25 protein-coding genes are annotated in these 26,802 nt (G+C 61.1%); 9 read left to right on the forward strand and 16 right to left on the reverse strand.

Going from position 1 to position 26,802, the window contains the following annotated elements; all coding sequences use genetic code 11:
• Positions 1–53 precede the first annotated feature (53 nt).
• From J5X93_RS12950 to J5X93_RS12990, 9 genes are all read right to left on the reverse strand, one after another.
• Positions 54–491, reverse strand: a complete 438-nt coding sequence (locus J5X93_RS12950) for an OsmC family protein (protein WP_034054937.1) — start codon at positions 489–491, stop codon at positions 54–56.
• A gap of 27 nt (positions 492–518) precedes the next feature.
• On the reverse strand, positions 519–707 hold the full coding sequence (locus J5X93_RS12955; RefSeq protein ID WP_034054936.1) for a YgaP family membrane protein: 189 nt from the start codon (positions 705–707) through the stop codon (positions 519–521).
• Positions 708–723: 16 nt separating this feature from the next.
• Positions 724–1,140, reverse strand: coding sequence for a YeeE/YedE family protein (locus J5X93_RS12960; protein ID WP_034054935.1), 417 nt, complete (start codon positions 1,138–1,140; stop codon positions 724–726).
• 1 nt (position 1,141) lies between these two features.
• On the reverse strand, positions 1,142–1,576 hold the full coding sequence (locus J5X93_RS12965) for a YeeE/YedE family protein (RefSeq protein ID WP_034054934.1): 435 nt from the start codon (positions 1,574–1,576) through the stop codon (positions 1,142–1,144).
• Complete coding sequence (locus J5X93_RS12970; RefSeq protein WP_034054933.1) at positions 1,573–1,899, reverse strand: ArsR/SmtB family transcription factor; 327 nt, start codon at positions 1,897–1,899, stop codon at positions 1,573–1,575. Before J5X93_RS12970 ends, J5X93_RS12965 begins: the two co-directional genes overlap by 4 nt.
• 169 nt (positions 1,900–2,068) lie before the next feature.
• Positions 2,069–5,182: a tetrathionate reductase subunit A gene (locus J5X93_RS12975; protein WP_034054931.1), complete on the reverse strand. Its 3,114-nt coding sequence runs from the start codon at positions 5,180–5,182 to the stop codon at positions 2,069–2,071.
• Positions 5,183–5,197: 15 nt separating this feature from the next.
• The gene (nrfD, locus tag J5X93_RS12980) at positions 5,198–6,235 is read right to left on the reverse strand and encodes an NrfD/PsrC family molybdoenzyme membrane anchor subunit (RefSeq protein ID WP_034054929.1); all 1,038 of its coding nucleotides are present in this window, start codon (positions 6,233–6,235) and stop codon (positions 5,198–5,200) included.
• A gap of 10 nt (positions 6,236–6,245) precedes the next feature.
• Positions 6,246–7,016, reverse strand: coding sequence for a sulfate reduction electron transfer complex DsrMKJOP subunit DsrO (dsrO, locus tag J5X93_RS12985; protein WP_034054928.1), 771 nt, complete (start codon positions 7,014–7,016; stop codon positions 6,246–6,248).
• 277 nt (positions 7,017–7,293) lie between these two features.
• Positions 7,294–8,082 carry a phosphocholine cytidylyltransferase family protein gene (locus tag J5X93_RS12990; protein ID WP_235208009.1) on the reverse strand — a complete coding sequence of 263 codons (789 nt, stop codon included), beginning with the start codon at positions 8,080–8,082 and terminating at the stop codon, positions 7,294–7,296.
• Between the two features lie 233 nt (positions 8,083–8,315).
• Here J5X93_RS12990 and J5X93_RS12995 point away from each other — a divergent pair, with 233 nt between their 5' ends.
• Positions 8,316–9,425 carry a CDP-alcohol phosphatidyltransferase family protein gene (locus J5X93_RS12995; RefSeq protein ID WP_225776318.1) on the forward strand — a complete coding sequence of 370 codons (1,110 nt, stop codon included), beginning with the start codon at positions 8,316–8,318 and terminating at the stop codon, positions 9,423–9,425.
• A gap of 121 nt (positions 9,426–9,546) precedes the next feature.
• Positions 9,547–10,314 (forward strand): aspartyl/asparaginyl beta-hydroxylase domain-containing protein, encoded by a 768-nt coding sequence (locus J5X93_RS13000; protein WP_038409912.1) that lies wholly within the window; start codon positions 9,547–9,549, stop codon positions 10,312–10,314.
• A 25-nt stretch (positions 10,315–10,339) separates the two neighbouring features.
• On the opposite strand, the gene J5X93_RS13005 is transcribed toward J5X93_RS13000, so the two are convergent.
• A complete protein-coding gene (locus J5X93_RS13005) occupies positions 10,340–12,682 on the reverse strand; it encodes a mitochondrial fission ELM1 family protein (RefSeq protein WP_080708176.1) in 2,343 nt (780 codons plus the stop codon).
• Positions 12,683–12,827: 145 nt separating this feature from the next.
• Between J5X93_RS13005 and J5X93_RS13010 the strand changes: the two genes are divergently transcribed.
• Positions 12,828–13,673 carry a metallophosphoesterase family protein gene (locus J5X93_RS13010; protein ID WP_038409911.1) on the forward strand — a complete coding sequence of 282 codons (846 nt, stop codon included), beginning with the start codon at positions 12,828–12,830 and terminating at the stop codon, positions 13,671–13,673.
• A gap of 62 nt (positions 13,674–13,735) precedes the next feature.
• Positions 13,736–14,269, forward strand: coding sequence for a retropepsin-like aspartic endopeptidase (locus J5X93_RS13015; RefSeq protein ID WP_038410461.1), 534 nt, complete (start codon positions 13,736–13,738; stop codon positions 14,267–14,269).
• 63 nt (positions 14,270–14,332) lie between these two features.
• On the opposite strand, the gene J5X93_RS13020 is transcribed toward J5X93_RS13015, so the two are convergent.
• The 6 genes from J5X93_RS13020 to J5X93_RS13045 form a co-directional block, all read right to left on the reverse strand.
• Entirely contained in the window at positions 14,333–15,286 is a 954-nt protein-coding gene (locus J5X93_RS13020; protein WP_038409910.1) for a hypothetical protein, read from the reverse strand.
• Positions 15,287–15,300: 14 nt separating this feature from the next.
• Positions 15,301–16,269, reverse strand: a complete 969-nt coding sequence (locus tag J5X93_RS13025) for a diacylglycerol kinase family protein (RefSeq protein ID WP_038409909.1) — start codon at positions 16,267–16,269, stop codon at positions 15,301–15,303.
• A gap of 16 nt (positions 16,270–16,285) precedes the next feature.
• A complete protein-coding gene (lptG, locus tag J5X93_RS13030; protein WP_038409908.1) occupies positions 16,286–17,365 on the reverse strand; it encodes an LPS export ABC transporter permease LptG in 1,080 nt (359 codons plus the stop codon).
• Positions 17,362–18,435, reverse strand: coding sequence for an LPS export ABC transporter permease LptF (gene lptF, locus J5X93_RS13035; RefSeq protein ID WP_038409906.1), 1,074 nt, complete (start codon positions 18,433–18,435; stop codon positions 17,362–17,364). Before lptF ends, lptG begins: the two co-directional genes overlap by 4 nt.
• Positions 18,436–18,541: 106 nt before the next feature.
• Complete coding sequence (locus J5X93_RS13040) at positions 18,542–19,249, reverse strand: nucleotidyltransferase family protein (protein WP_349666379.1); 708 nt, start codon at positions 19,247–19,249, stop codon at positions 18,542–18,544.
• A gap of 88 nt (positions 19,250–19,337) precedes the next feature.
• Positions 19,338–20,480 (reverse strand): N-acetyltransferase, encoded by a 1,143-nt coding sequence (locus J5X93_RS13045; RefSeq protein ID WP_202967467.1) that lies wholly within the window; start codon positions 20,478–20,480, stop codon positions 19,338–19,340.
• A 270-nt stretch (positions 20,481–20,750) separates the two neighbouring features.
• Between J5X93_RS13045 and J5X93_RS13050 the strand changes: the two genes are divergently transcribed.
• From J5X93_RS13050 to J5X93_RS13070, 5 genes are all read left to right on the forward strand, one after another.
• Positions 20,751–22,502, forward strand: coding sequence for a fatty acyl-AMP ligase (locus tag J5X93_RS13050; RefSeq protein WP_102886377.1), 1,752 nt, complete (start codon positions 20,751–20,753; stop codon positions 22,500–22,502).
• Complete coding sequence (locus J5X93_RS13055; RefSeq protein WP_062378655.1) at positions 22,502–23,413, forward strand: NAD-dependent epimerase/dehydratase family protein; 912 nt, start codon at positions 22,502–22,504, stop codon at positions 23,411–23,413. Before J5X93_RS13050 ends, J5X93_RS13055 begins: the two co-directional genes overlap by 1 nt.
• Positions 23,414–23,447: 34 nt before the next feature.
• Complete coding sequence (locus J5X93_RS13060) at positions 23,448–23,708, forward strand: acyl carrier protein (protein ID WP_062378968.1); 261 nt, start codon at positions 23,448–23,450, stop codon at positions 23,706–23,708.
• Entirely contained in the window at positions 23,695–24,888 is a 1,194-nt protein-coding gene (gene spt, locus J5X93_RS13065; protein ID WP_062378653.1) for a serine palmitoyltransferase, read from the forward strand. Before J5X93_RS13060 ends, spt begins: the two co-directional genes overlap by 14 nt.
• A 107-nt stretch (positions 24,889–24,995) precedes the next feature.
• A complete protein-coding gene (locus J5X93_RS13070; RefSeq protein WP_062378651.1) occupies positions 24,996–26,726 on the forward strand; it encodes an ABC transporter ATP-binding protein in 1,731 nt (576 codons plus the stop codon).
• Positions 26,727–26,802: the final 76 nt, after the last annotated feature.

A 26,802-nucleotide genomic window follows, 5' to 3' on the forward strand; every position in this document is an offset into this window, starting at 1 on the left:
GGGCGTAGTGACTTGAGTGTGTCGCTACGCCCCTGGTCCAGGCAGTTTTCACTTCAGGACGGCTCAGCCAGCTCGGTGTGCAAGTGGGTGCCGTTCAGCAGGTTGTCGACCAACGGGCAGCGGCGCTCGACTTCTTCCAAGAACGCCAGTTTCTCTTCAGGACTCAGGTCCGCATCAATCTCGACGCGCAAGCGCACCTCCTCAAAACCGGGGCGCACGGTGTTATCACGCCCCAGCAGACCGGCCGGGTCGTAATCCGCCTCGATCTCGAAGCGCATGCCGCGAAGTTCAATCTTTCGCTGGTGGGCGAGGAACCGGGCGATGGTGCCGAGGCAGCCACCCAACGCCGCCAGGACCAGCTCCAGCGGGCTCGGGCCGGTATCGGTGCCGAATGCCGCACGCGGCTGGTCGATGAACACCGAATGATTGCCGCAGGCCATTTCGATGGCGAAGCCGTTACCCATGCCGCCTTGCACACTGATGGTTTTCATAGGCCACTCCTTGTCAGGAACAAAACGTCAGGAACGTTTGCAGGTGTTGATGCCCAACAGCGGATACGCCGGGCAGAAGCGGAACAGCCCGGTGGCCAGCGGCAGCACGCCGAGCCAGCCCCACCAACCGATCACGCCGAACAGGCTAAGAGCGATGAGCACCACGCCAACGACAATGCGCAGGCCGCGATCAAGGGTTCCCACGTTGGTTTTCATACAGACCTCTAGGTCATCAGGGGCGCCGGCGTTCCAGCGCGGAGAACAGCCACATTCCAGCGAACATGGCGCACACGAAGAGCAGGATTTGCCAGTAGCCGGTCAGCACCAGCGCCACGGCCGGCCCCGGACAGATCCCGGCAATTCCCCAGCCGATGCCAAACAGCAAACTGCCGCCGATCAGGCGACGATCCAGCTCGCGCTTCTCGGGCAGCCGCATGGGAGCGTCCAGCAGCGAACGGGTCTGCCGACGCGCCCAGGTGAAGGGTAAAAAGGCCACGGCGACAGCGCCACCCATAACCAGTGCCAGCGACGGGTCCCACTGGCCGGCCAGATCGAGAAAGCCGATGACCTTGGCGGGATCGGCCATGCCCGACAACAACAAGCCGATACCGAAGATCAATCCGGCGGCAAAAGCAGTCACCTTGCGCATATCAGCCTCCCCACAGATGACGTAGCATGAAAACCGTGACAAAACCGCTGGCCATGAACGCAGCGGTTGCAGCCATGGAGCGGGGCGACAGGCGTGAAATGCCACATACGCCATGACCACTGGTGCACCCGGAGCCATAGCGCGTGCCCACGCCCACCAGCAGACCGGCCATCAACAGGCCCAACCCGTTGGTCTGGAATTGCGGCACTGGCAGCGTGGAGAAGACCACCCATAACAGTGGCGCGAGCAGCACCCCGAGCAGAAACAGACCTTTTTCGCCGCGCCCCTCGCCACCCCGCTCCAACAGGCTGGCCAGCAGCCCGCTGATGCCGGCGATGCGCCCATTGAGGACCACAAACAGGCCGGCGCCCAGGCCGATCAACATGCCGCCGGCCAGCGAAGTCCAGGGTGTGAAATGAGCCCAATCAATGATCATGTCGACTCCTTTGCGCAAAACAGTTGATAGAGCGTGGAAATCACCGCCAGCGCCTCGGGGCTACTGATGCGGTAATAGATCTGCTTGCCCTCGCGCCGGGTCTCCACCAGACCTTCACGGCGTAACACGCCCAACTGCTGGGACAGCGTCGGCTGCTGAATGCCCAGCAACGCTTCGAGCTCACTCACGTTGCGCTCGCCCTGTGACAGCTGACAGAGCAGCAGCAAACGATCGGGATTGGCCAGCGCCTTGAGCAACTGGCCTGCGCTGTCGGCATTGGCGCGCAGTTTCTGGATGTCCAGGGGAATGGGATGGGTATTCATGAAATCTCACTCATCTAAGACAGAAACAATATATGTTTTTATATTTTATTAGGCAATAGATTTTAAGCCTGCCAATTGCCGGCATCGTTTTCACGCCCTACATGAATTCCAGACAGAAAAACGCCGGACCAGGATTGCTCCTGACCCGGCGTCTGACGTGCCGCCCGACTCAGACCCGTTCGATGCGCACCGGCAGGGCCTGGCGTACCGCCGCACCCGAGACCCAGTCGATCCACACGTTGGTGTCCGGACGGGTCGGATCGCCGAAGCCGAGGTCGTTGAGGTTGACCCCCGCCGCCAGCGCCGGGTTGTGCGGCATGGGCTGGCCATTCACCTGATGGGTGCGAGCGCCCAGCTCGGTGTGTCCGTAGCCGTGCTCAACGGCAACGGTGCCCGGCATCAGCCCGTCACGCACCAGCGCCACCCCTTCCCGCGTGCCACCTGGAGTGACCAGGCGCACTCGGTCGCCATGACCGATGCCCAACCGCGCCGCATCGTCGCGATGCAGATACACCGGGTTATGGGGGTGCACCTGACGCAGCCGGTCGGCGCCGATGGAAAACGCGCTCATCAGGTGCGACTTGAAGGAGATCATCAGCAGCGGCCACTGCGCCTCGCCGTACAACTCGCGCATCGGACGACCGTCGGCCATGCGCACCGGATACCAGGTCGGGCAACCGCTGTAACGCTCGCCGGTCAGCGAGTGACGCATCCTGGCCAGGTCCTCGTACCAGATCTGCTGCGGATTTGCGTAACCCTGGCGCAGCTGGCCATCCTCGTTCCAGGCATCCTCGACGCGCGCAAAGCGTCCGCCACGGCTCATCAACAGCGCCACACGCCGCCACTCCTCGGGCTTGAGACCGTGCTGCAACTGCTCGGCGTGACGTATCACGCCGGTGAGCGCCAGGTCGTCATCGCTGGCTTCCGGCACCGGCTGGCCGCCGGCGTAGGCGATGTTGGCAAAGCCACGCAGGTAGAAGTCGGCGGCGCTGTTCAGGTCGTGGCGGTTGCCCTGGACGTCACGAATCGCGCCGGCGCCAAAGCCCGGCATGCCGAGGCGCTTGGCGGTGGCGATCAGGAAACTTTCCAGACTGATCGGCTGACCTTCGGCGGTCTTCGCCACGCGCGGCTCGACCACCGGCCAGCGCACGCTGGAGGCCTTGGCCACCACGCCGTTCCAGGGCGCGGAGACACCCCAGCTTTCGTAGGTCAAGGTGTCCGGCACGATGTAGTCGGCCAGCGCGCTGGTTTCGTTGATGAACGGGTTCACCGCGATGCTCAGCGGCATCAGTTTCGGATCGCGCAGGCGCTCCTCGATGACGTGCCGCCAGCCGGCGATGCCGTACACCTGATTACCCATGTGGTTGATCCACACCTTGGCGCGGTACGGGTAGCCATCCAGGGCGGCGGCGATCATTTCCGAGCTCAGCCCGCCGACTGCCGGATACCAGGGCGCTTTGGCGGGGTACGGGGACTGGCCGGCCTCTTTCTTGCGGCGGTATTCGCTGCTCTTTTCATAGGGGAAACGGTGGCGCGACAGGGCCACACCCTTGGGGTCCACCTTGCCGGCGAAACCGCCGATGTTGTAGCGCGGCCCCGGGCCGAACGGCGGGAACTGGCCGGCGTCCACCACCAGGCCGCCCTTGACGTTGAGGTTGCCGATCAGCGTGTTGAGCATGCCGATGGCATAGGCGGTGTAGAAGCCGGAACCACTCATGGTGCCGCCGTGGGAGTTGGCCACCGCCTGCTTGCCGTAGCCGGTAAAGCGTTCGGCCAGCCCGATGATCTTCTCCACCGGCACGCCGGATTCGCGAGCGTATTCCTCCAGGCTCATGCGCCGGGCTTCAGCGTGCAGGCGGCTCAGCGAGCTGCTGACCCGCACCGGCTGACCGTCCAGCGTCACCGTGCGTTCGACGAACAGCTCCGCCGGTTCGGCCTGGGTGTGCGCGGCCAACTCGCCGTCGGCGCGCTGCACAACGTAGGCATCGACATCGCTCCAGCCCAGGTCGGCGCCGCGCAGGAAACTGCCGAAGCGCGGATGCTCCGGATCATTGACCAGCAAATGGGTGGCGTTGCTCCAGGACACTTCGCCCGCCGCCCGCATGGCCGCCTGGCCCGGCTGGGCGAGCATGCCGGCGTCGTAGCGACGGTTGTCGAGGATCCAGCGGATCATGCCCATCACCAGCGCCAGGTCGCCGGCCGGCTTGACCGCCAGCCACTCGCTGCCATCGCTGAGCACGTTGGAGGTGGCCGGCAGTGTCGGCGAAACCACCACGTACTCGAACACCGGCTTGTCGGTGCGGGTACGCGCCTCGGCCAGTTGCCGGCCCTGGCGCTGGAAAGGGTTACCCGCCTGGGCCGGCGCAGTGCCGATGAACAGGCCGAAACGGGCGTTGTCCCAGTCCGGCTTGCCGTGGGGCGTGCCGGCCAGGTCGCCGAGCGCGGCAGCGGTGCCCACCCGGTAGGTCTGGCCGCAGTACGAGCCGTGGTTGGCAAAGTTGACGCTGCCAAACGACTGCTGAGTAAAGCGGCGCACGAACGGCGTGCGGCCTTCGTTGCCGGCATCGGTGAACAGCAACTGGTTGCTCAGCGGGCCGTACTCCGGGTTGGCCGGATCGATCAGGGTCTCGCGGTCATAGATCGCGCGCAAGCCGTCCACATGACCTTCACCAAACAGATCGCCACCCTCGCAGACTTCCTCGACCAACTGATCGAAGGAAATGGTTTGCCACTTGCCCTCGCCGCGCTTGCCCACCCGTTTTAGCGGTTGCAGCACGCGGTAGGGGCTGGTCAGCTGCTCGAACATCGCCGAGCCGCGCCCGCAGGCGGTGGCGCGGCCTTCGATGCCGGCATCGCCGCCCAGCGCTGCGTACACATCGCGCACCGGCGTCTGCATGTCCGCCGGCTGGGTGGTGGCCAGCGGGTGATAAGGGTTGCCGGCCACACGAATGATGCGGTTGGCCTCGTTGTCCACCCGTACGCGAATGCCGCACTGGGTCCAGCAGCCCAGGCACACCGACGGGCTAACTGTCTGCCCCGGCTGGGTGGACAGCGCGCCAGTTAGCGGGTCAATGCGAAATTCCGGGGTCAGGGAATTGCCGCGCACCGCGTCGGCGGTGGGCGTGCCGGCGGTGCCGTGCACCAGCCCGGTCACCGCCCGGCTGACGGTTTCACTGTAGCCTGCGGCGAACACCGCCAGACCACCGGCGACGGCGGCGCCCTGGGTGATCACTTTGCGCCGGCCGGCATCCTGCAGTTCTTGTTGCTTGGACTTGTCGGTCATGTCATCGACTCCTGATCAGTGACCGGCCCGGGCCGGGTTAAAAGAGGGAAAGCGTTCCAGCACGAATACCACGGCAACCAGCAGCGCCAGACACAGGCCGAACATGCCGGCAATGCCCAGCAGTCCGTCACCGCCCAGCGGCATGCTGTACAGGTACAGGCCGGCACCGTACTTGGGCACGCCCTGCACGCTCATGAACACCACCCAGCGGAACACCCAGGCCGAAGCCAGCATGGCCAGCGCCACCAGCAGCGAGTAGCCGGCGCCGCCCAGTCGCGCAGCGGGGCGGGCCAGCATGGCCAGCAACAGCAAGCCGCTCAGTACCGCGCCGAGCAGGCTCAGGCGCCATACCGGGAAGTCCTCGAACAGGCGCAGCGCCACGGGGAACGACGGATCCAGGCCCAGACTGCCGGTCACCACCCAGACCAGCGCGCCCAGCACCACCAGCGCCAGCGCACTGAGGCCGAGGCGACGCAGCAGTTCCAGCGGCATGGCGGCCAGACCGCCCGGCAGCCAGCGGCCGACCAAAAGCATGGCGCCCAGCGTGGCCAGCCAGCCGGTGACGGCGAAGTTCCACGGCAGCAGCAGCGTGTTCCACAGCGGGCGGGCGCGCACCACCATCACTTCGGCGCCGGTATAGACCAGGATGCCCACCGCCAGCAGCGCCATGGCCAGGCCGACAAGACGCAGCGGGCGTTCCCAGCGCAGCCACCACAGCAGGCAAAAACCCAGGGCCAGCATCACGAACGGCGGCAGCAGGTAGGCGCCAATGGACATCCACGACCAGGGCGTGAAATGCGCATAGAAGTGCCAGAAGCGCCCCGGCTGGTGCAGGTCGGCCAGTAGCGACACTGGCGCGGCGATGGCGGTGACCAGCAGCACCACCACGGCCGCCGGCATCAGGCGCGCCGAGGGCGAGCCGGGCTTGCCGAATGCCAGGACGGCGGCGGTGAGCGCCGTGGTGGCGGCGATGCCGATGAAGAAGAAATATTGCACCGCCCAGGGCAGCCAGGCAGCCTCGTACTCGGGGGTCAGCAGCTCAACGATCTGCATGGCAACGTCCTTAATGCTTGGCGATCAGACGGATACCCGCCTGGCCGTCCACTTCGTTGACGAAGGCCTCGGGCAGGCCGATGTAGTACACGTGCGGGTCGGTGTTCATCCCCGGCTTGAGGACACGAATCTCGTCCTTGTGGGTTTCCAGCCGGCGGGAAATCTCGCTTTGCGGATCATTCAGGTCGCCGATCACGCGCGCCCCGCCCACGCAGCTTTCCACGCAGGCCGGCAGCAGGCCGACCTCCAGGCGATGCTCGCAGAAGGTGCACTTGTCGGCGGTCTGGGTTTCGTGATTGATGAAGCGCGCGTCGTAAGGACAAGCCTGCACGCAGTAGCCACAGCCCACGCAGCGCTCGTTGTCCACCAGCACGATGCCGTCGGTGCGCTGGAAGGTGGCCTGCACCGGACAGACCGGCACGCACGGCGGCTCATCGCAGTGGTTGCACAAGCGCGGCAGGTTGATCAGTGCCGAGGGGGCGTCGGGGGTTTCGGTGACTTCGTACTGCAGTACTGTGGTGCGGAACTGGCCGATCGGCGGCAGGTTCTCCACTGAACAACTCACCGTGCAGGCCTGGCAGCCGATGCACTTGCGCAGGTCCACCAGCATGCCGTAGCGCTTGCCCTCAATGCCCGGCCGCCGGGGCGGCTGGTCGCCAATGCCGGCCTGGGCGGTGCTGGCCAGGGGCAGCAGGCTCACGGCGGCACTCAGGCCCAGCAGATCCTTGAGCAGGCCGCGCCGGCCTGCGGATGGAGGTTGATCACAGGGTGACTTGCTCATGGCGTCCCTCGGTTAGCAAGTAAAGGCCACTAGAGCCTTTCGAATTCGAAGGGCAGGCCGAATGAAGTCATGGTTGCACTTTTTGATCGGGTAGTAGACGTAATGAAGGAGCCTAAGCGTATGGCCATAGCGTGCCCCGCCACCGTGTAGTCACCTCACCCCTGTAGAGACGCTAGACATCTATACGGGTGGCTAAAGCAAGATAAATGCGGTAGACGGTCCGTCTGCCGAAGCACCATCGGTGGCGATCCACTTCCAACTAAGCTTCTAGAGAGGATCATGGCTGAAACGGCTTGTCATACACTCCGGTCGCCGGCCGGCTCCATGAGCGAACCTTAAGGGTGGCTGCCTCGAGATCGTGTGGGAAGTCTAACTCTCCCCAACTCAAGCCGGCAATGGAGTGGACGAACACTTGGCCTGTGGTTTGCGCCAAGTGGTCAATGATGCTCAAGTACCACCGCTGTAATGCTTCCGGGGTGCGCATGCTGGCTTCCAGCGCACAGCGGAACAACAGGGCGCCTTCGGGTTGAAAGCGCATCATGCCGATCGACTCGCCGTCCACGCTGTCCAGCGGCAAGTTCTTGCCCACCCGGGCAAGCCGGTCGCCGTCCAAGCAGACTTTCATGTCATCGCTGTCGTAACCGGGCTTGTGGTCTATGGCAAGCGTAATCGGCCTAGCCGGTGCCTTGAGCAGGCGGTCAAGCACCGGAAGATCAAACACGGTGTCGCCGTTGAGCAAAAGAAATTCACCATCCATTAAATGCCGTGCCATCCAGCAACTGGCAAGGTTGTCGGCCACCTCGAAGAACGGGTTGTAGTGAATGGAAATGCTGCCTTGGCCATAACGCTGTTCAAGCAAGTGTTCAACCTGGTCAATTCCATAGCCGGCGACGACATTGATGTCATCGAAGCCCCTTGCCCGAAGCGCGTCTATCTGCCATTCGATGACCGTCTTGCCGCCGAGTTCGATCAGACATTTTGGGCTGCTCTCGGTATAGGGAAGAAGGCGACGGCCCTGGCCTGCACTGAGAATGATTACACGATGAAGCCCGTTGCTCTGCGTCATGCCGTCTCCAAGCAGGGTACTGAAACTGGGACAGAGCCGCCCAGTCAATAAGTCGTGCCGATGCACGCGTCGCGCCATGCTAGCGTATGATTTACGCCGCCGCACTAACTGAGCTAGGTCGGCCTACGATTTTCGCAAAAAAAGGCATGGCATTTATGACAACGAAAGTTTATCTAGTAGGCCAATGTACGGTGACGTTGTGGGGGTTAAGCTCCAGGGAAAGGCTGCACCGAATGTTGCGCAGGCTACCCAAGGTTCATTTGCTAGGGGCCGGCCAGCCGCTACCCAAGGATGGCGTTGTGTTGTTACTGCGCGAGGATTATTTGTATGACGAGCGCGTCATACGCGGCCTCCTGGCCAGTGAAGGCGTTGCCCTGCAGGACCCGCGTAACGGCACGGTGGCGGCGGCCTGCCTTGGTGCCGATCAACTCGATGAGCGAGCCGTCCGCCTCGAAGGCCCAGTCATTGCCGGCTTGCAGAAGGTTCGGCCCGACACTGTAGCGTCCGGACTGCAGACTCAATTGCGCAAACTGGATCGGCCCTGGGTCGCCTTCATAACGGATTCCAACCGGGCACAACTGGAAAAAGCGCTGTTCAGCGGTGCCTACAAAGGCGTCACCGACCTCATCACCCTGAAGGTATGGCCACTGCCGGCGCGTTGGGTGACCGGCGTATGCGTGCGCCTGGGGCTGAGCCCCAATCATGTCACGGCGGCGAGCTACGTACTGGCGATTCTCGCTGGATGGTGGTTCTGGAACGGCAACTATGGTTCCGGCCTGCTGGCGGGCTGGGTGATGACATTCCTCGACACCGTTGACGGCAAGCTGGCCCGGGTGACCGTCACCTCGACGCGTTTCGGCAATATCTTTGACCACGCCCTGGACTTGGTGCATCCGCCCCTGTGGTACATCGCCTGGGGCGTCGGGCTCGCAGCAAGCTGGAACCATGCCATGCCGCTCGACGCCCTGTACTGGGTGATTTTCCTCGGTTACCTGGGCGGGCGCCTGTGCGAAGGAGCGTTCAAATTGGCGGCGCCTTTTTCGTTGTTTCTCTGGCGGCCGTTCGATTCCGTCAACCGGTTGGTGACCGCGCGGCGTAATCCCAACCTGCTGTTGCTCAGCCTGGCCTGGATAGCACAGGCCAATGACATCGGCCTGCAACTCGTGGCGCTCTGGACCCTGATCTCGACGCTGGTACTGGCGGTGCGGGTCATCTGGGCGATCAGCCTGCGCAAGCGCGGCGCTGAGCTGCAGCCTTGGCTCACTCAGGTCGATCTGAAAGCTGAAAGGCACAGGCCGGTGGTACGCCTGTTTGCGCCGCGCTCCGGGCTACACGACGCCTGATGCCCGGCCTGCAGGCGTACGACTCGTGGAGGTCCAGTTGCTCGGGAGCAGGGTGGTGCTTGATGGCACCGGCGCCTGGGCTGATCCGAGTGCCCTATCCGACACGTCTTTTGGAGGAAACATGAGCCAAGGCAACAACAAGATCGATGCAGGCCGACCCAAACGCAAGCGCAAGCATCGGCCCAGCGTGGCCATTGGCTTGTGGGTCATCAAACGCCTGGAAAACGCGATCCGCCGCTATTCAAAAGTTGGTGTGACGCCCTTCTTCGATCCGGCGCAGTTCTCCTGGACCGGCGCGCTGGAAGCCCAGTGGCAGGTGATACGCGGTGAACTGGAACAAGTGCTCACCCGCCAGGACGATATCCCCAACTTCCAGGACATTTCCAAGGACCAGTTGAACATCACGCAGGACGATCGGTGGAAGACGTTTTTCCTGTATGGGTACGGCTATAAGATGGAAAACAACTGTGAGCGATGCCCGGAGACGACTCGGCTGGTCGAGTCCATCCCCGGCATGTTCACAGCATTCTTTTCGATCCTGGCGCCGGGCAAGCACATTCCGCCACACCGCGGTCCGTACAACGGCTTGCTACGCGCCCATCTGGGATTGATGGTGCCCGAGCCCAAGGAGCAGTGCCGCATCCAGGTCGAGGACCAAACGCGCCATTGGGAAAAGGGGAAGTTCGTCATCTTCGACGACACCTTCCGTCATCAGGTATGGAACGACACAGACGGCACACGGGTGGTGCTGTTTCTTGATGTACAGCGGCCGCTGGTGTGGCCCGGCGCCTGGCTCAATCGGGTCGTCCTGCAATTGATCCGCTGGTCACCGTTCATCCAGGATGCCCGGCGCAACCATCGGGCCTGGGAGCGCGGGCTGAACCGCTAGCAGAGCCCCACGATAGCGCTGCCTGTCAAAGGGGCCGCTCGCCTTCGACGAGCGCCCGGATCGCCGCCAGTGCCCGTGTCCGTGCATCGGCCAGCTGTGGGGGAGACAGCCCCGGCAGCTGTATCAGCCCCTCTGGCAGCGGCGATACACCAAGGGCCAGATGGACCTCCTCGGTGCGCCGCTCACGCTTGACCCGCCCAGCCGCGACCAGTTCGTCGTACACTCGCCCGACCTTGTTCTGTTGCCGCGGCGTGCCGCGACTGCCCGCGGCCCGGTCAATGATGCCCAGGCGGCGCTCAATCGCATGGTGTAGTCGGGCCTTCATGTGGCGTCGGACCGGCAGTGGGAAGACCGCCACCGGACGCCCGGTCATGCAAGCCTCTGTGAGCATGGAAACGCTTTCACCGGTGACGATGAAGGCATCGGCCAAGGCTAGCAGAGCCCCATAGGGATTCTCCTCACCACTGCCGAAGTTGTAGCTGAGCACTGGCGTATCGATCGCCTTCAGCAATGCCTGGCTGGCGTCGGTCGGTGTTCGCGGGCTGGTCGAAACCAGTAGCGACCCACACTGGGCAGCCACGGCCGAACTGGCTTGACGCCCTAGCTCGGCTGCAATAGCGGCATCGAGTCGATAAGGCATGCTGTTGCCGCCAACCAGGAGCGCGACCCAAGGCCGTGGCAGTTTGGCAAAGCGCTGCCGCCAAGCCTCGAGCGTTGCATCGTCCAACAATCGCTCGGCAATAAAGGGCGCCGGCATATCCACCACGTTGTCGCGCAGTGGCAGGCCGTACTGCGGGGTAGTGAGTACCAGGTCAAAGCTGCTTAACGGCGCCCGCGGGCGGCCCACCACCACTGAACGGGTCGAGCCGCCAGAGCGTTCGCAAATACTGCGTGCCAGGGGCGCGGTCCGCCGTCCCGCACTGATCACCAGGTCTGGCCACGGTGGCGCTACAAGCGCCTGCGAACCTTCGTCTGTCGTTGCTTGCTTAAGTGCGTATGGCCAGCCGAGCGCCTTGGCAATGTCCGTCATCTGAGCGTTGTCACCAGCATGCTTGCCTAGCAGCACCCAGACAGATGGGAGTGCGCCGCGCTCTGCGCAGCGCTGCGTGAAGTCAGCACGGAACCGATGAAAGTGGCCTTCACTATCAATACAGTCGAGCTGCCAGCAACGTCCCGGATAGCGCAGTGCGACGCGCCGTAGCAGTCGGCGCCACTCCGCCATGCTGTTGCTCTGCGGCCCGAGCGCCACCTTGATATAGACCCACTTTTTGGCGCGTTCGAACAGTCGGGCCAGTACCCAAGGGAGGTCCTCAACCGGTAGGCGCTCGAGGCCGCTAGTGACAACCGCCTCGCAGGCCGGCAGGTCGTCCCGGCGCAGTTGATCGAACGACCAGCGCAGCGTCGTGACTTCAGTCCGGCCGTCGCCCCACGAACCTACAAGCGCCAGATGGTTTGCGCTGCTTGCCTGCAGATCAGCGTCGAGCCTGCTAGGCAGACCCGTGAGCGGGACCGGTGCCCACGGTTGCTGGCAGGCCGTGGCGAAAGCTGGGCTGGGACGAGCCGCCGTATAGATTTCATAACCCGCCGCGTCGGCCGCTTGCTCGAGCCCCAGGAAATATTCGGCGTAGGGGTGAATATGGTAGGAGTACTGCTCCGGCGTCGGGCGCCACGGCTGCAGGTGCAACGTCGTGTAGTGCAGCAACCGCGACTGGCCATTGCGGTATTCAAGATCACGCGCATGCCACAGAGAATCGAGGGCACCCCACAGTCCCGGCTCGGCGGCAGCCTGCCTGTGCAGCGTCTTCTTGCTTTCCCGGCAGGCTTTGCTGAAGGTCCAGCAATGCGCCATTCGTTCACAATCGATCAACATGACCGCGGTGTCCTGGGGAGACAGAGCCAAGTAGGCACTGCCGTTCATGGGCTGGTCGAACAACAACGCAGGGTCGGCCGTGTACACTTGGTCGACATCGTTGTAGATGGCCCGACCATGACGGCCGGCCAGATCAGGGATGGCGAATCGATAGTTAGTGAAGCCGGTACGCCATCCTTCCTGCCTGAAACCGGGCAGGCCGGTCATTCGGTAGATCTCGTAACGTCGCAGCGGGTCGCGCACCCGCTCCAATGAGTAGAAGAAGACCCGTTCGGCACGGTGCTGAGCAGGCTCCGTTCCGAGGAACAGGCGCACCGGCGGCCTGACCGGCGCGCCCACTGCTGCCTCGAACACCACGGGCACGATGAACGGCACACCTTGGTCGGCGCCATCCTTGCCGCAGGAGAGGGCTTCTCCTAAAGCACCGGCAATAGCACATGAATTTCTCGCTGCGACCGGATCTCCCGGTCGATCCACAGAGTTTGAATCGAACGTCATGTGTCCCCTCGTAGTCCGAGCATGCCCCGCTTGGCCGGATCAGCTGCGACGTATATAGTCCGCAGTTCTGACTGCCCTTGCCCCGAATCTTGCACCATCGCCCTCTACCGGTCGAGGGCTTGTTACCGGACCGCCCTCAGTTCCCATGACCCATATCCTGCATATTTCCGACACCCATTTCGGTACTGAGCAGAGCGCCGTTGTCGAAGCGCTGCTGCGCCATGTGCGCGAACAGTCGGCGGACCTGCTAGTGTTGTCGGGCGACATCACCCAGCGGGCAAAGCCCAGTCAGTTCGTGGCGGCGAAACGTTTCGTAGAGAGCGTGCAGGCGCTCGGCGTCCCGGGCCGGCTGGTAATCCCTGGCAACCACGACCTGCCACTGTACAACCTGGCAACACGCTTTCTATGCCCTTACCGCAATTACAGCCGCGCCTTCGGCCACGAACTAGAGCCTCTCTTCGAAAATGACCAGGTGCTAATGATTGGCTTGAACACCACCCACCCCCGACGCCGCAAGGATGGGGCAGTCACCCCGGCGCAAGTGGCGGCGGTCGTCGAACGGCTGCGGCGATGCGACCCGAGCAAGGTGCGGGTGGTAGTGGCCCATCAGCCCTTTGGAGCAATGGTCGCTTCGGATGAGCGCAACCTGCAGCACGGCGCCAAGGAAGCCCTTGTGCGTTGGGCGGAGGCTGGGCTGGATATCGTCATGGGCGGTCACATTCACCTGCCCTACGTGCTACAGCTAAGCCAGCAGTATCACTTGAAGCGCGAGGTCTGGACCGTGCAGGCTGGCACAGCACTGTCCAGTCGCCTGCGCGGCGATGCACCTAATTCGTTCAATCGAATTATCATCACCAACGATCCGCAAAAGCAGGTGCGCGTAGAACGCTGGGATTACCAAGCGCAAATGGATGAGTTCCGGCTTGCCTCACATTTCGACTTGAGCGGCCGGCCGGCTGACCCCACATCGTCAAGCTATAACTCTGGCTGAAGAGGCGCCCGGCCATGCGGATAACTGGCGCCGCGACTCTAACTTTGCCCCCGGAGAACCTCATGCAGGCCCTCAGCAAACTTATCCTCGGCACCACATTCGCCCTGATGTTGCCACAATTGGCGTGCGCCGCATCGCCAGCTCAGGTATTCGGTTGGGAAGAGGAAGCGGTGTTATTGCCAGAACACACGTCGATCAAGATAGAGTTGGATACCTCGGCTGAAAATTCTTATTTGGCGGCAACCAACATCGAGCCTTTCGACAAGGACGGTGAAAAGTGGGTGCGATTTTCGGTGGAGGGGCCTAAGAGTTTGACCGGTGCGTCGGTAGGTATTCCATTTGAACGCAAGATTGTGCGCACGGAAAAGGGTAAGGGGCTGATCGGTGGGGGCGGGCATCGGCAGGTGATAAAAATGACCCTGTGCATCGGTAACCAGGCTTACCAAGAGGAGCTAATGCTTAAGAGTCGCGCCAAGAAGGATTACACGGTCGTACTCGGGCGGAACACGTTGCAACACCTGGGGGCAGTAGATGTGACTCGTACCAACACAATCAAGCCTGAATGCAACGCATCTAGCCCTAAAAAAACCGATTGAACAGCGCGCCCGTGGCCGTTGCTGGCTCGACGACCCAGCAGTGGCTTAAACAGAACGTATTGCTCAGCGCAGGCGACGGTTCTTGAGCAGTCGCCATAGCAATGGCCAACAAAAGATCAGTGGATAGCGGTGCAGGTGCGGGCTGACTTCCACTGGCCCACCGAGGTGCCGCTCAAGTTTCCAGATCACATAGTCGACCCCATCTTCGAAGGTGAAGAGCGATTTGATCAGGCGCAGCACATTCAGCATGCGCCCTTGGACTCTTCTGACTTTCCAGCGTCGGCGGCTCTTCCTTTGCTGGGCTGCGGTGCAGTGGTGAGAAAATACACCACTCTGATGCTCTGAGAGGTTCAAGCCTTTCACGGAGCCTGCCGCCTCGCCTGTAACCCGGGCGTAATAAGCCGCGTCATTGCCGACGATTTCCGCGGGGCGGCTGGCTTTTTCCGGGCGCAGCTCGGTGCTATAGGTCAGGGAAAACGCGCGTTCCCAGAAGGCCATACTGGAGAATGTTTGGTCCTGTGCCGCGAGGGTTTCCGACATCATGCGGATCACTGCACTGGCGATTGAGGCGTGTACACGATCACGGATGGCTGTGTTGCGGTAATACACCAGGCGCGACGGTTGAGAAAAGCGCGCCCAGAGATAGCTCTGAAACCAGCGGGTCGTGCCTTCCTCGAAATCCTTCAGGGAAATCAGGGCGCACTTGGCGCGCAGCATCCGGCCGTCTGGCATCTTGGTCTTGAGCAGGAACACGGTGGGTGGCAGCCATTGGTCTGCGAGTCTGGGCAGCAGGCTGGTGCGCACGCTCGCATAGTCATCGACCAGTACGTAGAGGTCCACCAGCCCTTGAGTCGGATCGCCACTGCGCAGGCACGAACCATAAAACAGCAATCCGCTCAAGGCGTCGCCCAAGCGTGCGCGCAGTACCTGTACCAGCGCTTGTAGTTCATCAGCCACCGGCAATGCACAGGCCTGGGCCACGGTGGCCAGCAAACGGGGGGGCGCGGAGCAGAGCATGGGTTGGCCTTTCACTAGAGCACGATAAAACGAATGGCGGGGGTCGCCGTTAGCTGGAGTTGCCCGTGGCTTGAAAAGATCTCGCCATCGAGCAGGTATTCAGTCAGGTCATCGATCGCTGTGTGGCTCAGGTTATGGCTCACATATGCTGGGTTGTTGCTCATGGTCGCAGTGGATTTGCCCCGCAATAGGAATACCAGTGAGCGCAACAGGCACGGCGCCCGGTGGGCGATGGCGGTAAAATGCATGGGGGCTTTTTCGCCCCCCCAGTAGGGGGTGCTGCCGAGCAACAAGGTATCCAGCGTGGTCGCCAGAATAAGTAACCATGGGACCAGGAGGGGCTCGGCGGCCAGGTGCAGCCGCGCCGAGGTAGCCGGTAACAGGCTGTGCTCACGGCGGCGAAGCAGCGACAGCAACATGCGCACAAAAGCCAATGACGGACCCAGGGCACCGCGCACGCCTTTGGGCCGCACGCTGCTGTGGAAATACCGGACCCCGCTGATGATCGCGCCGGCCCCGAAAAACATGCCGAACTGTGGCGGCGCCAGGCTCGCGTCAGAGACCCGCAGCACAGCCCGGGCACGGACGGCAGGTGCCGAGGTCTTGCCGCTAAGCCAGTTATCCAGCTCCTGCAAGGCGACGGTGGGATTCACGCGTATGCCCAGATCTCTAGCGCTCATGTTGGTCGTGCCCGCGGGTAAGGCAAGCACGTACGGAGTGGCCGATGGCCCCTGAATTAGGGTCGCCGTGAGCGCCGCTTGCAGGGTACCGTCGCCGCCTATGACCACCAGCAGGTCCGAGGGCCCTAACTGTAACGACTCGACCGCGCCCTTGATCTGCTCAGCCGAGGAGGCCTCGACCACCCTGGCGTTCGCTATCCCAGCCACGCGTCGGCGCAGGCTTGGCAAATGGCGCCGCACGTATCCACTGGCGGGGTTGAGGAGAATACCAATCCGCTCGGGGCGGGGTGTCAACTTAGTCATGTTGGCTGCCGCTCATTTATCGGACTCGGTCAAAACGGTAGATAAGCCACAAGGCGATCCCCAGTAACACACCCGATGGCAGCAAGGTAGTCAGCATGACGTTGCCGGCCAGCAGCAGGCCAAGGTTGGCGATGATCTGGTTGCCCACGTAGATCAGCAGGCCTATCACCGCGCCAACGGCCAGCCGACCGCCCAGCCCCGGCGAGCGTGGCTGCGCGAAGGTGAAGGGCACCGCGAAGAGGATCATCGCCAGCGTCAGCAAGGGGCGGCCGAGCTTCTGCCACATCGCCATCTCATACTCGGCAGACGGCTGATGAGAGGCATCGAGAAACTGGATGTAGCGACGCAGTTGTCTAATCGAGAAACTGTCGGTTGGCAGCGTCAGCTCCTTCAAGCGTCGGTCGGAGAACACCGACTGCCAAACCAGGCTGTCCTGCTGGCGAATACTTTCATCGATATGGTTCCACTCCTTGATGTGGGCGTTCTTCAGCACCCAGGTGCCACCCGCGCCGATTTCCGCGCTCTCGGCAAACACGTACGACTTCAGGAACATGTCAGAGGTGTACTGGAATATCTCGACATTGACTGGGGTGTTATCGCGCGACAACGCGCCGATCCGAGCTATTTCGTCACCGCGCCTGGCCCAGATGCTCCCGGACGGGCTGGCCGCTTCTCCGGAGATGGCCAAGGCAGCGTTGCGCAGCTGCACGCCTCGTTGCTGCAAGGGGGACGCTACCCATTCATCAATTGTCCCTAACAGCACTACCAGGATCAGGCCTGCCATTACAGTGGTAATGGCGATGCGCACAATGGAAATGCCCGCTGTGCGCATGGCGGTCAATTCCTGGGTGGAGGCCAGTTGCCCCAGCCCGACGATGCCACCCAACAGCGCGATAAAGGGCCCGAGGTCCACGGCGCGGCGTGGCAGTGTCATCAGCACCACTTCCAATGCCTGGGTCCAGCGATAGCCACCGGTGGTCACATCGTCGAGTTCGCTGATCAGGTCAAAGGTGGTGAACAGAGGCAGCAGCAGGGCGGCCGCCGCGGCGAAACCAATCAGCACGTTACGAATCAGGTAGAGGCTGGTGATTCTCATGTGGAACGCAACCGCAGGACAGCCATGTCCCGGGCGATGAATATCAGTACCACCGCCCCCATTGACAAGGGCACCAGCCACACACCGGGGGTGAGTGGCAGGGCCATATTGGCAACCAGTGTCCGGCAGATATTGCCCGCGTAGAAGATTACCGCGAAGAGCATCGCAATTGGCAGCAGGGTCGAGAAGCGGCCCTTGCGCGGCGCGGTCCTGCTTAACGGGACCGCCAGCAGCGCGAGCAAGAGCGCGCTTACACCACGCGTCTCGCGCCATTGTAACTCCGCCTGGTCCTGGGGCAGCGGGGACACGCTGAGCAAACCAGTAGCGGTGGATTTCCGTTTATTGTCCGGCTCGGGTTCGATCGGCTTGAGGTGCAATAACAGGTTTTCAAACACGCTGACCACATCCTGAGTGCCGGTGTGCTCCAGGGAATATGACGTGCCTCGGGTCAGTGCCACGATCGGGTCGGCCGGGTTGGGATCGACCACCTGGGCCACATTGGAGCGGAAGACCCGGCTCTTGCCCTCTCCAGGGTCGTAGATAAGCGCGTTTTCAAGGTTACCGGTCGCCTGGTCGATACGTTCGGCAAGAATCATCCGGCCGTTGTCCTGGTTAAGGTTGAATCGTTGTGGCAAGAGATGACTGACATCCAGGTCGGCGCGTGATGCTTGCTCCAGGAGATACGTCTGCGTATACGCCCAAGGGCGGCCGTAGACCGAAAGCACGCCGACGCCAATGGCTATTGGTAAGGTAATCAAGGCTACTGCCCGATACAGCCGCAGCGGGCTGACGCCAGACGCCAGGATGGCGGTGATTTCCGAGTCGTGGTAAAGCCTGCCAAGGGCGATCGCTACTGAGGCATACAGCGCCACCGGTACTAACATTTCGAGCGCAATGACCACCTTGTATACGACCATGTCCAGCACCGACTGCAATGCCAAGGTGCCGTTGACGGCTTGCGTGAGGTAGCGTTCAGCCGAATAGCTGGCGAAGACGAAGGTCAGAATACCGACCATCACTGAAACGGGGCGCCGAATTTCGGCGATGATGTAGCGCTCGATCAGCAGCATTCGGCACACCTTGGACTCAGGATTGGGCGCACAGGAACACAGCGCACCCCGGGTGCGCTGTGTTGATCCATCAGTAAATGGCAATTGCAGGCCAGGCTCAAGCGTGTCAGCTCTCGGTCCTCTGCCGCAGGATCTTTTCAACGAGTCGGTGATCGCTGAGCGAGTCGACATCGACAGCGGCTTCGGCGAAGGGCATGACCACCGCCCCTACGCGCATCCCGACAGCTGCGGAAATACGCTGCATCGCCCCATCCAGGGACAATGTGCCTAACAGGTACCTAAGTGTGGCAGCAAGCCCCAAGGCCTTGGCAATGACCTTTCTCGGGTCCTTGCGCTGCTGTTCGATATTTCTCCAGAACGCCGCCAGTCTTTCGCTTTCAGGGGTCATGAAGGTGAACAGGTTACTGCCACAGTAAGGCCCGCCGTGCAGTTTGATGGCCGTGCGTCGATTCTCCGGAAACATTGCTAAGACGGTCTTGAGTGGCGTTACCGCAACGGTGACGTCATAGCCGCTCGAACGCGAGTGCTCAAGGAAGTAGTCGACCATCTCAGGTCGCAGCAGCGCATGGTCGGCCGTGGTGACCAATACTGGGCGCACGGTGATATGTTGCAGCCCCATCAGTGCGCTGGCACTGGGAGATGCCGCCGGTTCCAGCGCCGTCACTGCGCCGGAATTCAACAAGGCGTGCATGAACGGATCGCCCTCGAGCAAGGGTCGATGGGGCCCTACCAGGGTGATCTGGCCAATCTGCCCGCTGGCCTGCAGCGTGGCCAACACCCGGTGCAGCATAGGAATGCCGTTGACCGGTGCCAAGGCTTTGCACCCGGCCGCGCCAAGCGCTGCAACCGGGTCGCCAGGTCGACGATCTCCGGCTAGCACCAGCGCTGAAAAGCGCGTCACGTCAGATGCGTTTTTCATACAGGCGATAACGTTTGTAGACCGCCGCGCCGATGCGCTCCAGAATAGTGCGCATGCCTGTGTTCGTTTCAAGAATCCAGGACATTTCCAAGGCATCAATCTTGCGCTGGACAAAAGGTTGCTTCAGCGCCTCGATCAGCAACAGCGCCAGCACGGGGCCTTGCCGGCTGAATTGATAGTGTTGCCGCACCCCCATTAGTGGCACGCGAGCAGTGCGCGTGCCTGTGACCTTCAGTTTCCACAGCAAGCGCAGCCAGCCAAACGGCAGCAGTCGACCTTTCAAGGGGGCTATGGCTTCATGGATGTTCGGCATCGCGACGATAAAGGCACACGGGTGCTGGTCGATCTCAGCAATGTAGATGAGGTCCTCGGGCACCAGCATTTTCATCTGCGCGCCCAGCTCACTGAATTCTTTTTCGGTGAAGGGTACAAACCCCCAGTTTTTCGCCCACGCATCGTTGAATATGTCTCGAAGCGTCTGCATTTCGGCTTCGAACCGGCTTCGGTCGAGCGCGCGGATGCAGACCCGCCCACGTTCGCGGTCCATCATCCGCTGCAGCGGGGCAGGGAAGTTCAGCTCATCGGTGCGCATCCAGTAGGCAAGCAGATCCATCGCCGGCTGGTAACCCAGCGCCGTCAGCTGTGCTGGGTAATAGGGATGATTGTGGTTCATGAACGCGGAGGGTGGCGTGTCGAATCCTTCGACGAGCAATCCGCTTTCCTGATTGATGTTCAGGCTGAACGGGCCAGTGATCCTCCGCGCACCATGTTCACGCAGCCACGCCTCGGCCGTCGTTATCAGGCTCTGAAAAACCTCGGCATCATCGATGGCGTCGAGCATCCCGAAATGCCCTGTGTCTGCACCGTGGAGCTCACGGTGAAGCGTATCGATCTGGGCCAGGATTCGGCCTACCGGAATGTTGCCGCGCTTCGCCACCCATGCTTGCCACGTGACGTGCGGAGAGGTGGGGTTCTTACCGGACAGGTGTTCACGACGCTCCATATGCAACGGCTCGACCCAATGGGGGTCATTCTGAAAAAGCTTACCTGGTAGCGAAATGAAGCTGTCCAGGCCGCTGCGAGACTTCACCATTTCCGTGACGATCGGAGAAAGCATTTTGTTCATGTAATAGCGTTTCCCTCATCGCGTGTCGGGTGCAAGGCATCTGGCTCTAGAGCCCTGCGATCCTCTGGGAGGTTGCGAATAATGTTCCCAGCCTGTATGAAATACTTTGTTGCATTGTCTCTCATCGTACTAACATTTGCCATCTTTCAGGAATCCACCTAATGGCTTTGAGATAAATCGCCTTCGGCGTGTGTTTGAGGATTTCGCTCAGCAGCTCTCGCACGACGTCCAGCGTGACTGTTTTCCACCTCCCTGAATGAGCTCAAATCAATGGCTGTTCTTTACCTGTCAGAGACAAGCGCTGAGCATTCACTTAAGCAGCGCCTTGCAGACTTTTCCTCTCTCGCGGACGCATTGGATTATGCCGCGCTCGGGCAAACAGGCATGAATTTTTATGACCGGCGCTGTCACCTGACTGCGGTCATGGAATATTCCGCATTGAGAATGCGCGCTATCAGCGCAGCGAAACGGCTGCTGGGCCTTGGCTTGGCAAAGGGCGACCGGGTGGCGCTGATCGCTGATACGACGCCCAAGTTTGTGGAAATTTTCTTTGCCTGCCAGTACGCAGGGTTGGTACCGGTTCCCCTGCCGATCCCCATGGGCGTAGGTCACCATCAGTCCTACGTTGAAAAGCTCCGCGGCTTGCTGGCAAGCTGCTCGCCTTCAGCGGTGCTGGGCAGTGAAGAATGGCTATCTTTCGTGCGCGAAGCCATTGATCCGGCGACCCAGGCTTTCATCGGTACCGCCGAGCAGCTTGAAGTGCTGCCGGTGGCAGATGTCGAGTTGGCGCGTCCTCAACCGGATGACATTGCCTATCTGCAATATACCTCTGGCAGCACGCGATTTCCTCGCGGGGTAGTCGTCACTCAGCGCTCGGTGATGGCGAATCTGCACGGTATAAGCCTTGCTGGCATTCGGTTGCGGCCCGGAGACCGTTGCATCTCCTGGCTGCCCTTCTACCACGACATGGGATTGGTCGGCTTCGTCCTGACGCCGGTTGCCACACAGTTGTCAGTAGATTATCTACAGACCCAAGATTTTGCCATGCGCCCCAAGCAGTGGCTTAACCTGATGAGCCGTAATTGGGGCACGGTGTCCGTAGCACCGCCGTTTGGTTATGACCTGTGCGTACGTCGCTGCAGTTCGACCGAGGTGCAGAACCTTGACCTCTCCCATTGGCGCGTGGCTGGGGTAGGGGCGGAGCCTATTGCAATGACCACCCTTGATCGTTTCGCAGAGCACTTCGCGCCCGCAGGTTTTAAAGCCAGTGCATTCATGCCGTGCTACGGCCTTGCCGAAAATACCTTGGCCGTAAGCTTCGCTGCCCCTGATCTAGGCGGCCAGACCGATCGCGTGGATCGTGACATCCTTGAGCTCGAGAGTAGAGCCATTCCGGCCACCGAGCGCTCAACGGCCATCAGCACCTTCGTCAATTGTGGCGGCCCGTTGCCGGGCCATCAGGTTCAGGTACTCGATGAGGCCGGCAATCCGCTGCCGGAGCGCAGCGTCGGACGGATTGTGATTTCCGGTCCGAGTCTGATGCAGGGCTATTTCCACGACCCTGAGTCAAAACGCCAGCTTGCCGAAACCCAGCAGCTGGACACCGGTGACCTCGGCTATCTGTTGAACGGCAATCTGTATGTGACTGGCCGCAAGAAAGACCTCATCATCATACGCGGGCGTAACATTTGGCCCCAGGACATCGAGCTGGTGGCCGAAACCGAGGCCGACGTCAGGCCTGGAGACGTGATCGTATTCATCGTGGACAAGGACGGCGAACCGGCGGTGGTGATGCAAGTGCAATGTCGTATCTTGTCCTTGGACAAACGTGAGCGGCTGGTGCACACGCTGTTTTCGAAGATCCATAGTGAATTCGGTGTATCCCCAACGATCGACTTGGTACCTCCCCATAGCATCCCGCGTACGTCCTCAGGCAAGCCGGCCAGGGCCGAAGCGCGTAAGCGCTTCCTGAGCCAGCTATCAATGGCGCCGCATACGCTGACGACGGCAGGTTCTGCTTGATGGCTCTGGTCGTTGCGCTAACCGGAGGAAGCGGTTTTATCGGCGGTCAAATCGCGCGAATGTTAGTCGCTCAGGGCATAAGTGTTCGTGCGTTGAGCAGGACCCAATCAGGTCTGCATCGCGGAGTTATATGGGTGCGGGGTTCCTTAGAGGACGCAGGATCGCTCGCCGAATTGGTCGCCGGAGCGCAGGCCGTGATTCATTGCGCGGGGGCTGTCAGAGGGCGCGATGCGACAGGTTTTCATGCCATCAACGTAGACGGTAGTCGCCGCGTAATGGAAGCCGCCCGGCAGTCCGGAACCTGTGAGCGGTTTTTGCACATGTCTTCCCTCGCGGCTCGTTATCCCAACTTGTCTTGGTACTCCAGATCGAAGTTCGACGCAGAGCAGCAAGTCATGGACGCTGCCGGCACCGTCAGCGTCGGCATTTTCAGACCTACGGCAGTGTACGGACCAGGAGATCGTGAACTGCAACCGCTGTTCGCTTGGCTGATGCGGGGTCTTTTGGTACGGCTGGGGTCAGGAGAAGCGCACCTGAGTTTCGTGCATGTGTTCGACCTGACAGCTGCCGTCATACAGTGGATCACTTCGCCCGTAGCTAAGTCGGCTACCTATGAAATCAGTGACGGCACTCCAGGTGGGTACAGCTGGGAGAGCCTGGCGAGTATCGGTGTAGATCTCCGCCAGAAGCCAGTCCGGCAGATTCAGGTATCAGTCAGGCTGCTGAAAGCCATTGCCAAGGCCAATCTGGCGCTGTCGTACCTACTGCCACGCGCACCGATGCTGACGACTAGCAAGGTCAACGAACTGACCCACCACGACTGGACCTGCAGCAACACGGAAATCACCGCCTCCATTGGCTGGGCGCCCCAGATAAAGTTACACCGCGCCCTGCAGGATGGCCTGTTCTGAGCGTGCGGCAATTCGAATGTCGAAGAGGTCAACCATGCTTATCCAAGATACTATCGTAGAGAATATTCTGGCCTGTCTGTTAGAGATGGTCCCCTTACAGGAGCACATCTCTGCAGACAGCGACATGGTCAATGACCTTGGCCTGGAGTCAGTGAAAATGATGGACCTGTTGATGAAATTGGAAGATGAATACGATATTTCAATTCCGATTAACATCTTGATGGATGTCAGAACCCCCCGCCAGCTCGCCAGTTCTCTGGTGGCGTACGTGGAGAAAAGCCATGGGGCTATATGACAAATTCAGCCGGCTGGCCGCTGAGCGCAACAATTTTCAAGATTCCGGTCCCAGCCCGTTCGGCACCCGTATGGATGCTATCTACTCGCCGACAGAGGGGCGTATAGGCGATAAGGACGTCATCCTCGCGGGCACCAATAACTATCTGGGTCTAACCTTCGACGCGCAGGCAATCGAAGCGGCGCAACAAGCGTTGGCTGCCGAGGGCACCGGTACCACCGGGTCGCGGATGGCTAACGGGAGCTACGGCGGCCACACGGCACTCGAGTCCGAAATCGCCGCATTCCTGGATCGCCCTTCGGTGATGGTGTTTTCTACGGGCTACGTGGCGAACCTGGGCATCATAGGGTCGCTGGCGGGCCCGCGTGAAGTCGTCCTGCTAGACGCCGATTGCCATGCAAGCATCTATGACGCGTGCGCCCTGGGGGGGGCACAGATTATCCGTTTTCACCACAACGATGCTATGGACCTCGAACGCCGCATGTTGCGCCTGGGAGAGCGTGCCAAGGATGCACTGATCATCGTCGAAGGCATTTACAGCATGCTGGGGGATACGGCACCCCTCAAGGAAATCGTCGAGATCAAACGTCGCTTGGGCGGCTACTTGTTGGTGGACGAGGCCCATTCATTCGGCGTGATGGGGCCTAACGGTAGAGGGCTGTCCGAAGCCCTCGGAGTAGAGGCCGATGTCGACATCATCCTGGGAACCTTCAGCAAAAGCCTGGCCGCGATCGGCGGTTTTGCCGCTGGCCGAAGTAGCGACATGGAAGTCTTGCGCTATGCGAGCCGCCCCTACATCTTCACCGCGTCGCCATCACCCTCAGTCGTGGCGTCGGTGCGTTCGGCATTGCAGGCAATAGCCACGCGGCCGGAATTGCGCGAGCGCCTATGGAACAATGCCAATCGTCTCTACGACGGCCTGGCGAGACTAGGTTATTCCCTCGGGCCACATGCCAGTCCAGTGGTCCCAGTGATGGTGGGCACGAAGGAGCAAGGCCTGCACTTCTGGCGAGCGCTTATCGGCCAGGGGGTTTACGTCAATCTGGTACTGCCACCCGCCACACCGGCCGGCGTTACACTGGTGCGCTGCAGCGTAAGCGCGGCGCATACACCTGAGCAGATCGGGCAGATTATTCAGGCATTTTCAGTGCTGCGCCCCTTGGCAGGTCTGACTGATTGACAGAACACGCAATACCGGACGCCTGTGACCGGCGCTTGGTCATAGGCGCAGCAAACGCCATGTGTTGAGCTTTAGAGTGGCACACAGTTGATTTCGAAGTGAGTGTGATGCGAATTATCTTTGCTTTTGGTCGCTCCTACCCTATCCGTACCGTCCTGATGCTATTGAGCCTGATAGTGTCAGGGCTAGTAGAGGGCGTTAGCCTGACCACCATGCTGCCGCTGGTTTCGGTGATGGTCGGGGACAATGTCCAGTCGACCTTCGGCATGCATATCGTCAACGCCTTGCAGCTGTTTGGCCTGCAGCCGACCATCCTTGTACTGCTGATGATCATCGTGGTCGGCATGGTGCTAAGCAGCCTATTGATTCTCGCTGCTAACCGTCAGGTGGGCTATACCGTAGCGCATGTGGCCACTGATTTGCGCGTTGATTTGATCAACGCCACCCTCGGCAGTCGCTGGGAATACTACCTGCGCCAGCCCGGTGGCGCTTTGGCCAATGCAGTGGCCACCGAGGCCTACCGCGCTTCAACAGCCTACGAACACGCGGCCAACATGGTCGCGCTATCTATTCAGGCGGCCGCCTATGGAATAATTGCGCTGATCGTGTCCTGGCAAGCGGCGCTGGTAGGCCTCTTGGTAGGCCTGGCGATACTCCTTGCCCTGCGTGGTCTGGTGAAGACCTCTCGCCGAGCGGGCAAAAGTCAGACTAGCCTTATGCGAGATTTGCTGGTCAGCCTGAGCGATACCCTTGGGTCGGTCAAACCGTTGAAGGCGATGGCCCGAGAGGATATTGCCGATTCCTTGCTGCGTCATCAGGCCACGGAACTTAACGCTGCGATGGAAAAGGAAGTGACCAGTCGTGAAACGCTGCGAGCGCTGCAGGAACCGCTATTGGCTATCCTCGCAGCAGCGGGTCTGTACGCAGGGCTGGTAGTCTGGGCGCTGCCGTTGTCTTCGGTGATGGTACTGATCTTCATGGTAGTACGGGTGCTCGGCTTGATGCATAAGGCCCAGCAGCGTTACCACCGAATGGCAGCTCAAGAAAGCGCATTCTGGGCGCTGCACGAAGCCGTCGAGAAGGCCAGCGCTGAGGCTGAGCCCAGGGGCGGCAGTGTGCAGCCGACCTTGATTCAGCGTATCGGCTTTAACAAAGTGTCATTTTCGTACGACGGACGCACAGTGCTCGATGGCGTTTCTTTTGCTTTCGAAGTTGGCACCATGACTACGTTGATTGGTCCTTCCGGTGCTGGCAAGACCACCATTCTCGATCTGCTTTGCGCACTGCTCAGCCCCCAGGGAGGGCAAATAAGCGTGGATGGTGTGCCGTTGGCCAACCTCGACCGGCGCCGCTGGCGGCGAATGATCGGTTACGTGACGCAAGAAACCCTATTGCTGCATGACAGTATTCTGGCCAATGTTACCTTGGGTGAGCCCGCTTTAACGGCGGCCGACGCCGAGCGAGCCTTGCGCCAAGCCGGGGCCTGGGAGTTCGTTGAAAAACTCCAGGGTGGCATGCTCTCGGTTGTAGGCGAGCGCGGCGGCTTGCTCTCTGGCGGTCAGCGCCAGCGCATCGTGATCGCTCGCGCATTGGCCCATTGTCCTCAACTGCTCATCCTTGATGAAGCTACCAGTGCTCTCGACTCTGAAGCGGAAAGGGACATCTGCGCATCCTTGAAAGCCCTCACGCCTGACATCACCATCATTGCTGTTTCTCACCGGCCTCACCTGATTGAGATCGCTGATGAGGTGGTGCAGGTCAAAGACGGCACGGTTATGCGGCTGACGAACAAGATCCGACAGACTAGTGAGACCTCACATGGGAGTATTAACTTATGACGGGTTCTTATGCAGCCTGACATAGGGAAAGCCTTGGCGCGCTTGGCGTCAGCCTGGAGGGGACAGGGCCTCTCTG

Origin of the sequence: Pseudomonas sp. BYT-1 (assembly GCF_023611805.1) — a bacterium.
GTDB lineage: Bacteria > Pseudomonadota > Gammaproteobacteria > Pseudomonadales > Pseudomonadaceae > Aquipseudomonas > Aquipseudomonas guariconensis.

What these genes read in the sequence shown, in the direction of transcription:
- J5X93_RS12950 (WP_034054937.1), bottom strand. Translation starts at nt 491, where the DNA reads ATGAAAACCATCAGTGTGCAAGGCGGCATGGGTAACGGCTTCGCCATC.
- J5X93_RS12955 (WP_034054936.1), bottom strand. Translation starts at nt 707, where the DNA reads ATGAAAACCAACGTGGGAACCCTTGATCGCGGCCTGCGCATTGTCGTT.
- J5X93_RS12960 (WP_034054935.1), bottom strand. Translation starts at nt 1,140, where the DNA reads ATGCGCAAGGTGACTGCTTTTGCCGCCGGATTGATCTTCGGTATCGGC.
- J5X93_RS12965 (WP_034054934.1), bottom strand. Translation starts at nt 1,576, where the DNA reads ATGATCATTGATTGGGCTCATTTCACACCCTGGACTTCGCTGGCCGGC.
- J5X93_RS12970 (WP_034054933.1), bottom strand. Translation starts at nt 1,899, where the DNA reads ATGAATACCCATCCCATTCCCCTGGACATCCAGAAACTGCGCGCCAAT.
- J5X93_RS12975 (WP_034054931.1), bottom strand. Translation starts at nt 5,182, where the DNA reads ATGACCGACAAGTCCAAGCAACAAGAACTGCAGGATGCCGGCCGGCGC.
- nrfD (WP_034054929.1), bottom strand. Translation starts at nt 6,235, where the DNA reads ATGCAGATCGTTGAGCTGCTGACCCCCGAGTACGAGGCTGCCTGGCTG.
- dsrO (WP_034054928.1), bottom strand. Translation starts at nt 7,016, where the DNA reads ATGAGCAAGTCACCCTGTGATCAACCTCCATCCGCAGGCCGGCGCGGC.
- J5X93_RS12990 (WP_235208009.1), bottom strand. Translation starts at nt 8,082, where the DNA reads ATGACGCAGAGCAACGGGCTTCATCGTGTAATCATTCTCAGTGCAGGC.
- J5X93_RS12995 (WP_225776318.1), top strand. Translation starts at nt 8,316, where the DNA reads ATGTTGCGCAGGCTACCCAAGGTTCATTTGCTAGGGGCCGGCCAGCCG.
- J5X93_RS13000 (WP_038409912.1), top strand. Translation starts at nt 9,547, where the DNA reads ATGAGCCAAGGCAACAACAAGATCGATGCAGGCCGACCCAAACGCAAG.
- J5X93_RS13005 (WP_080708176.1), bottom strand. Translation starts at nt 12,682, where the DNA reads ATGACGTTCGATTCAAACTCTGTGGATCGACCGGGAGATCCGGTCGCA.
- J5X93_RS13010 (WP_038409911.1), top strand. Translation starts at nt 12,828, where the DNA reads ATGACCCATATCCTGCATATTTCCGACACCCATTTCGGTACTGAGCAG.
- J5X93_RS13015 (WP_038410461.1), top strand. Translation starts at nt 13,736, where the DNA reads ATGCAGGCCCTCAGCAAACTTATCCTCGGCACCACATTCGCCCTGATG.
- J5X93_RS13020 (WP_038409910.1), bottom strand. Translation starts at nt 15,286, where the DNA reads ATGCTCTGCTCCGCGCCCCCCCGTTTGCTGGCCACCGTGGCCCAGGCC.
- J5X93_RS13025 (WP_038409909.1), bottom strand. Translation starts at nt 16,269, where the DNA reads ATGACTAAGTTGACACCCCGCCCCGAGCGGATTGGTATTCTCCTCAAC.
- lptG (WP_038409908.1), bottom strand. Translation starts at nt 17,365, where the DNA reads ATGAGAATCACCAGCCTCTACCTGATTCGTAACGTGCTGATTGGTTTC.
- lptF (WP_038409906.1), bottom strand. Translation starts at nt 18,435, where the DNA reads ATGCTGCTGATCGAGCGCTACATCATCGCCGAAATTCGGCGCCCCGTT.
- J5X93_RS13045 (WP_202967467.1), bottom strand. Translation starts at nt 20,480, where the DNA reads ATGAACAAAATGCTTTCTCCGATCGTCACGGAAATGGTGAAGTCTCGC.
- J5X93_RS13050 (WP_102886377.1), top strand. Translation starts at nt 20,751, where the DNA reads ATGGCTGTTCTTTACCTGTCAGAGACAAGCGCTGAGCATTCACTTAAG.
- J5X93_RS13055 (WP_062378655.1), top strand. Translation starts at nt 22,502, where the DNA reads ATGGCTCTGGTCGTTGCGCTAACCGGAGGAAGCGGTTTTATCGGCGGT.
- J5X93_RS13060 (WP_062378968.1), top strand. Translation starts at nt 23,448, where the DNA reads ATGCTTATCCAAGATACTATCGTAGAGAATATTCTGGCCTGTCTGTTA.
- spt (WP_062378653.1), top strand. Translation starts at nt 23,695, where the DNA reads ATGGGGCTATATGACAAATTCAGCCGGCTGGCCGCTGAGCGCAACAAT.
- J5X93_RS13070 (WP_062378651.1), top strand. Translation starts at nt 24,996, where the DNA reads ATGCGAATTATCTTTGCTTTTGGTCGCTCCTACCCTATCCGTACCGTC.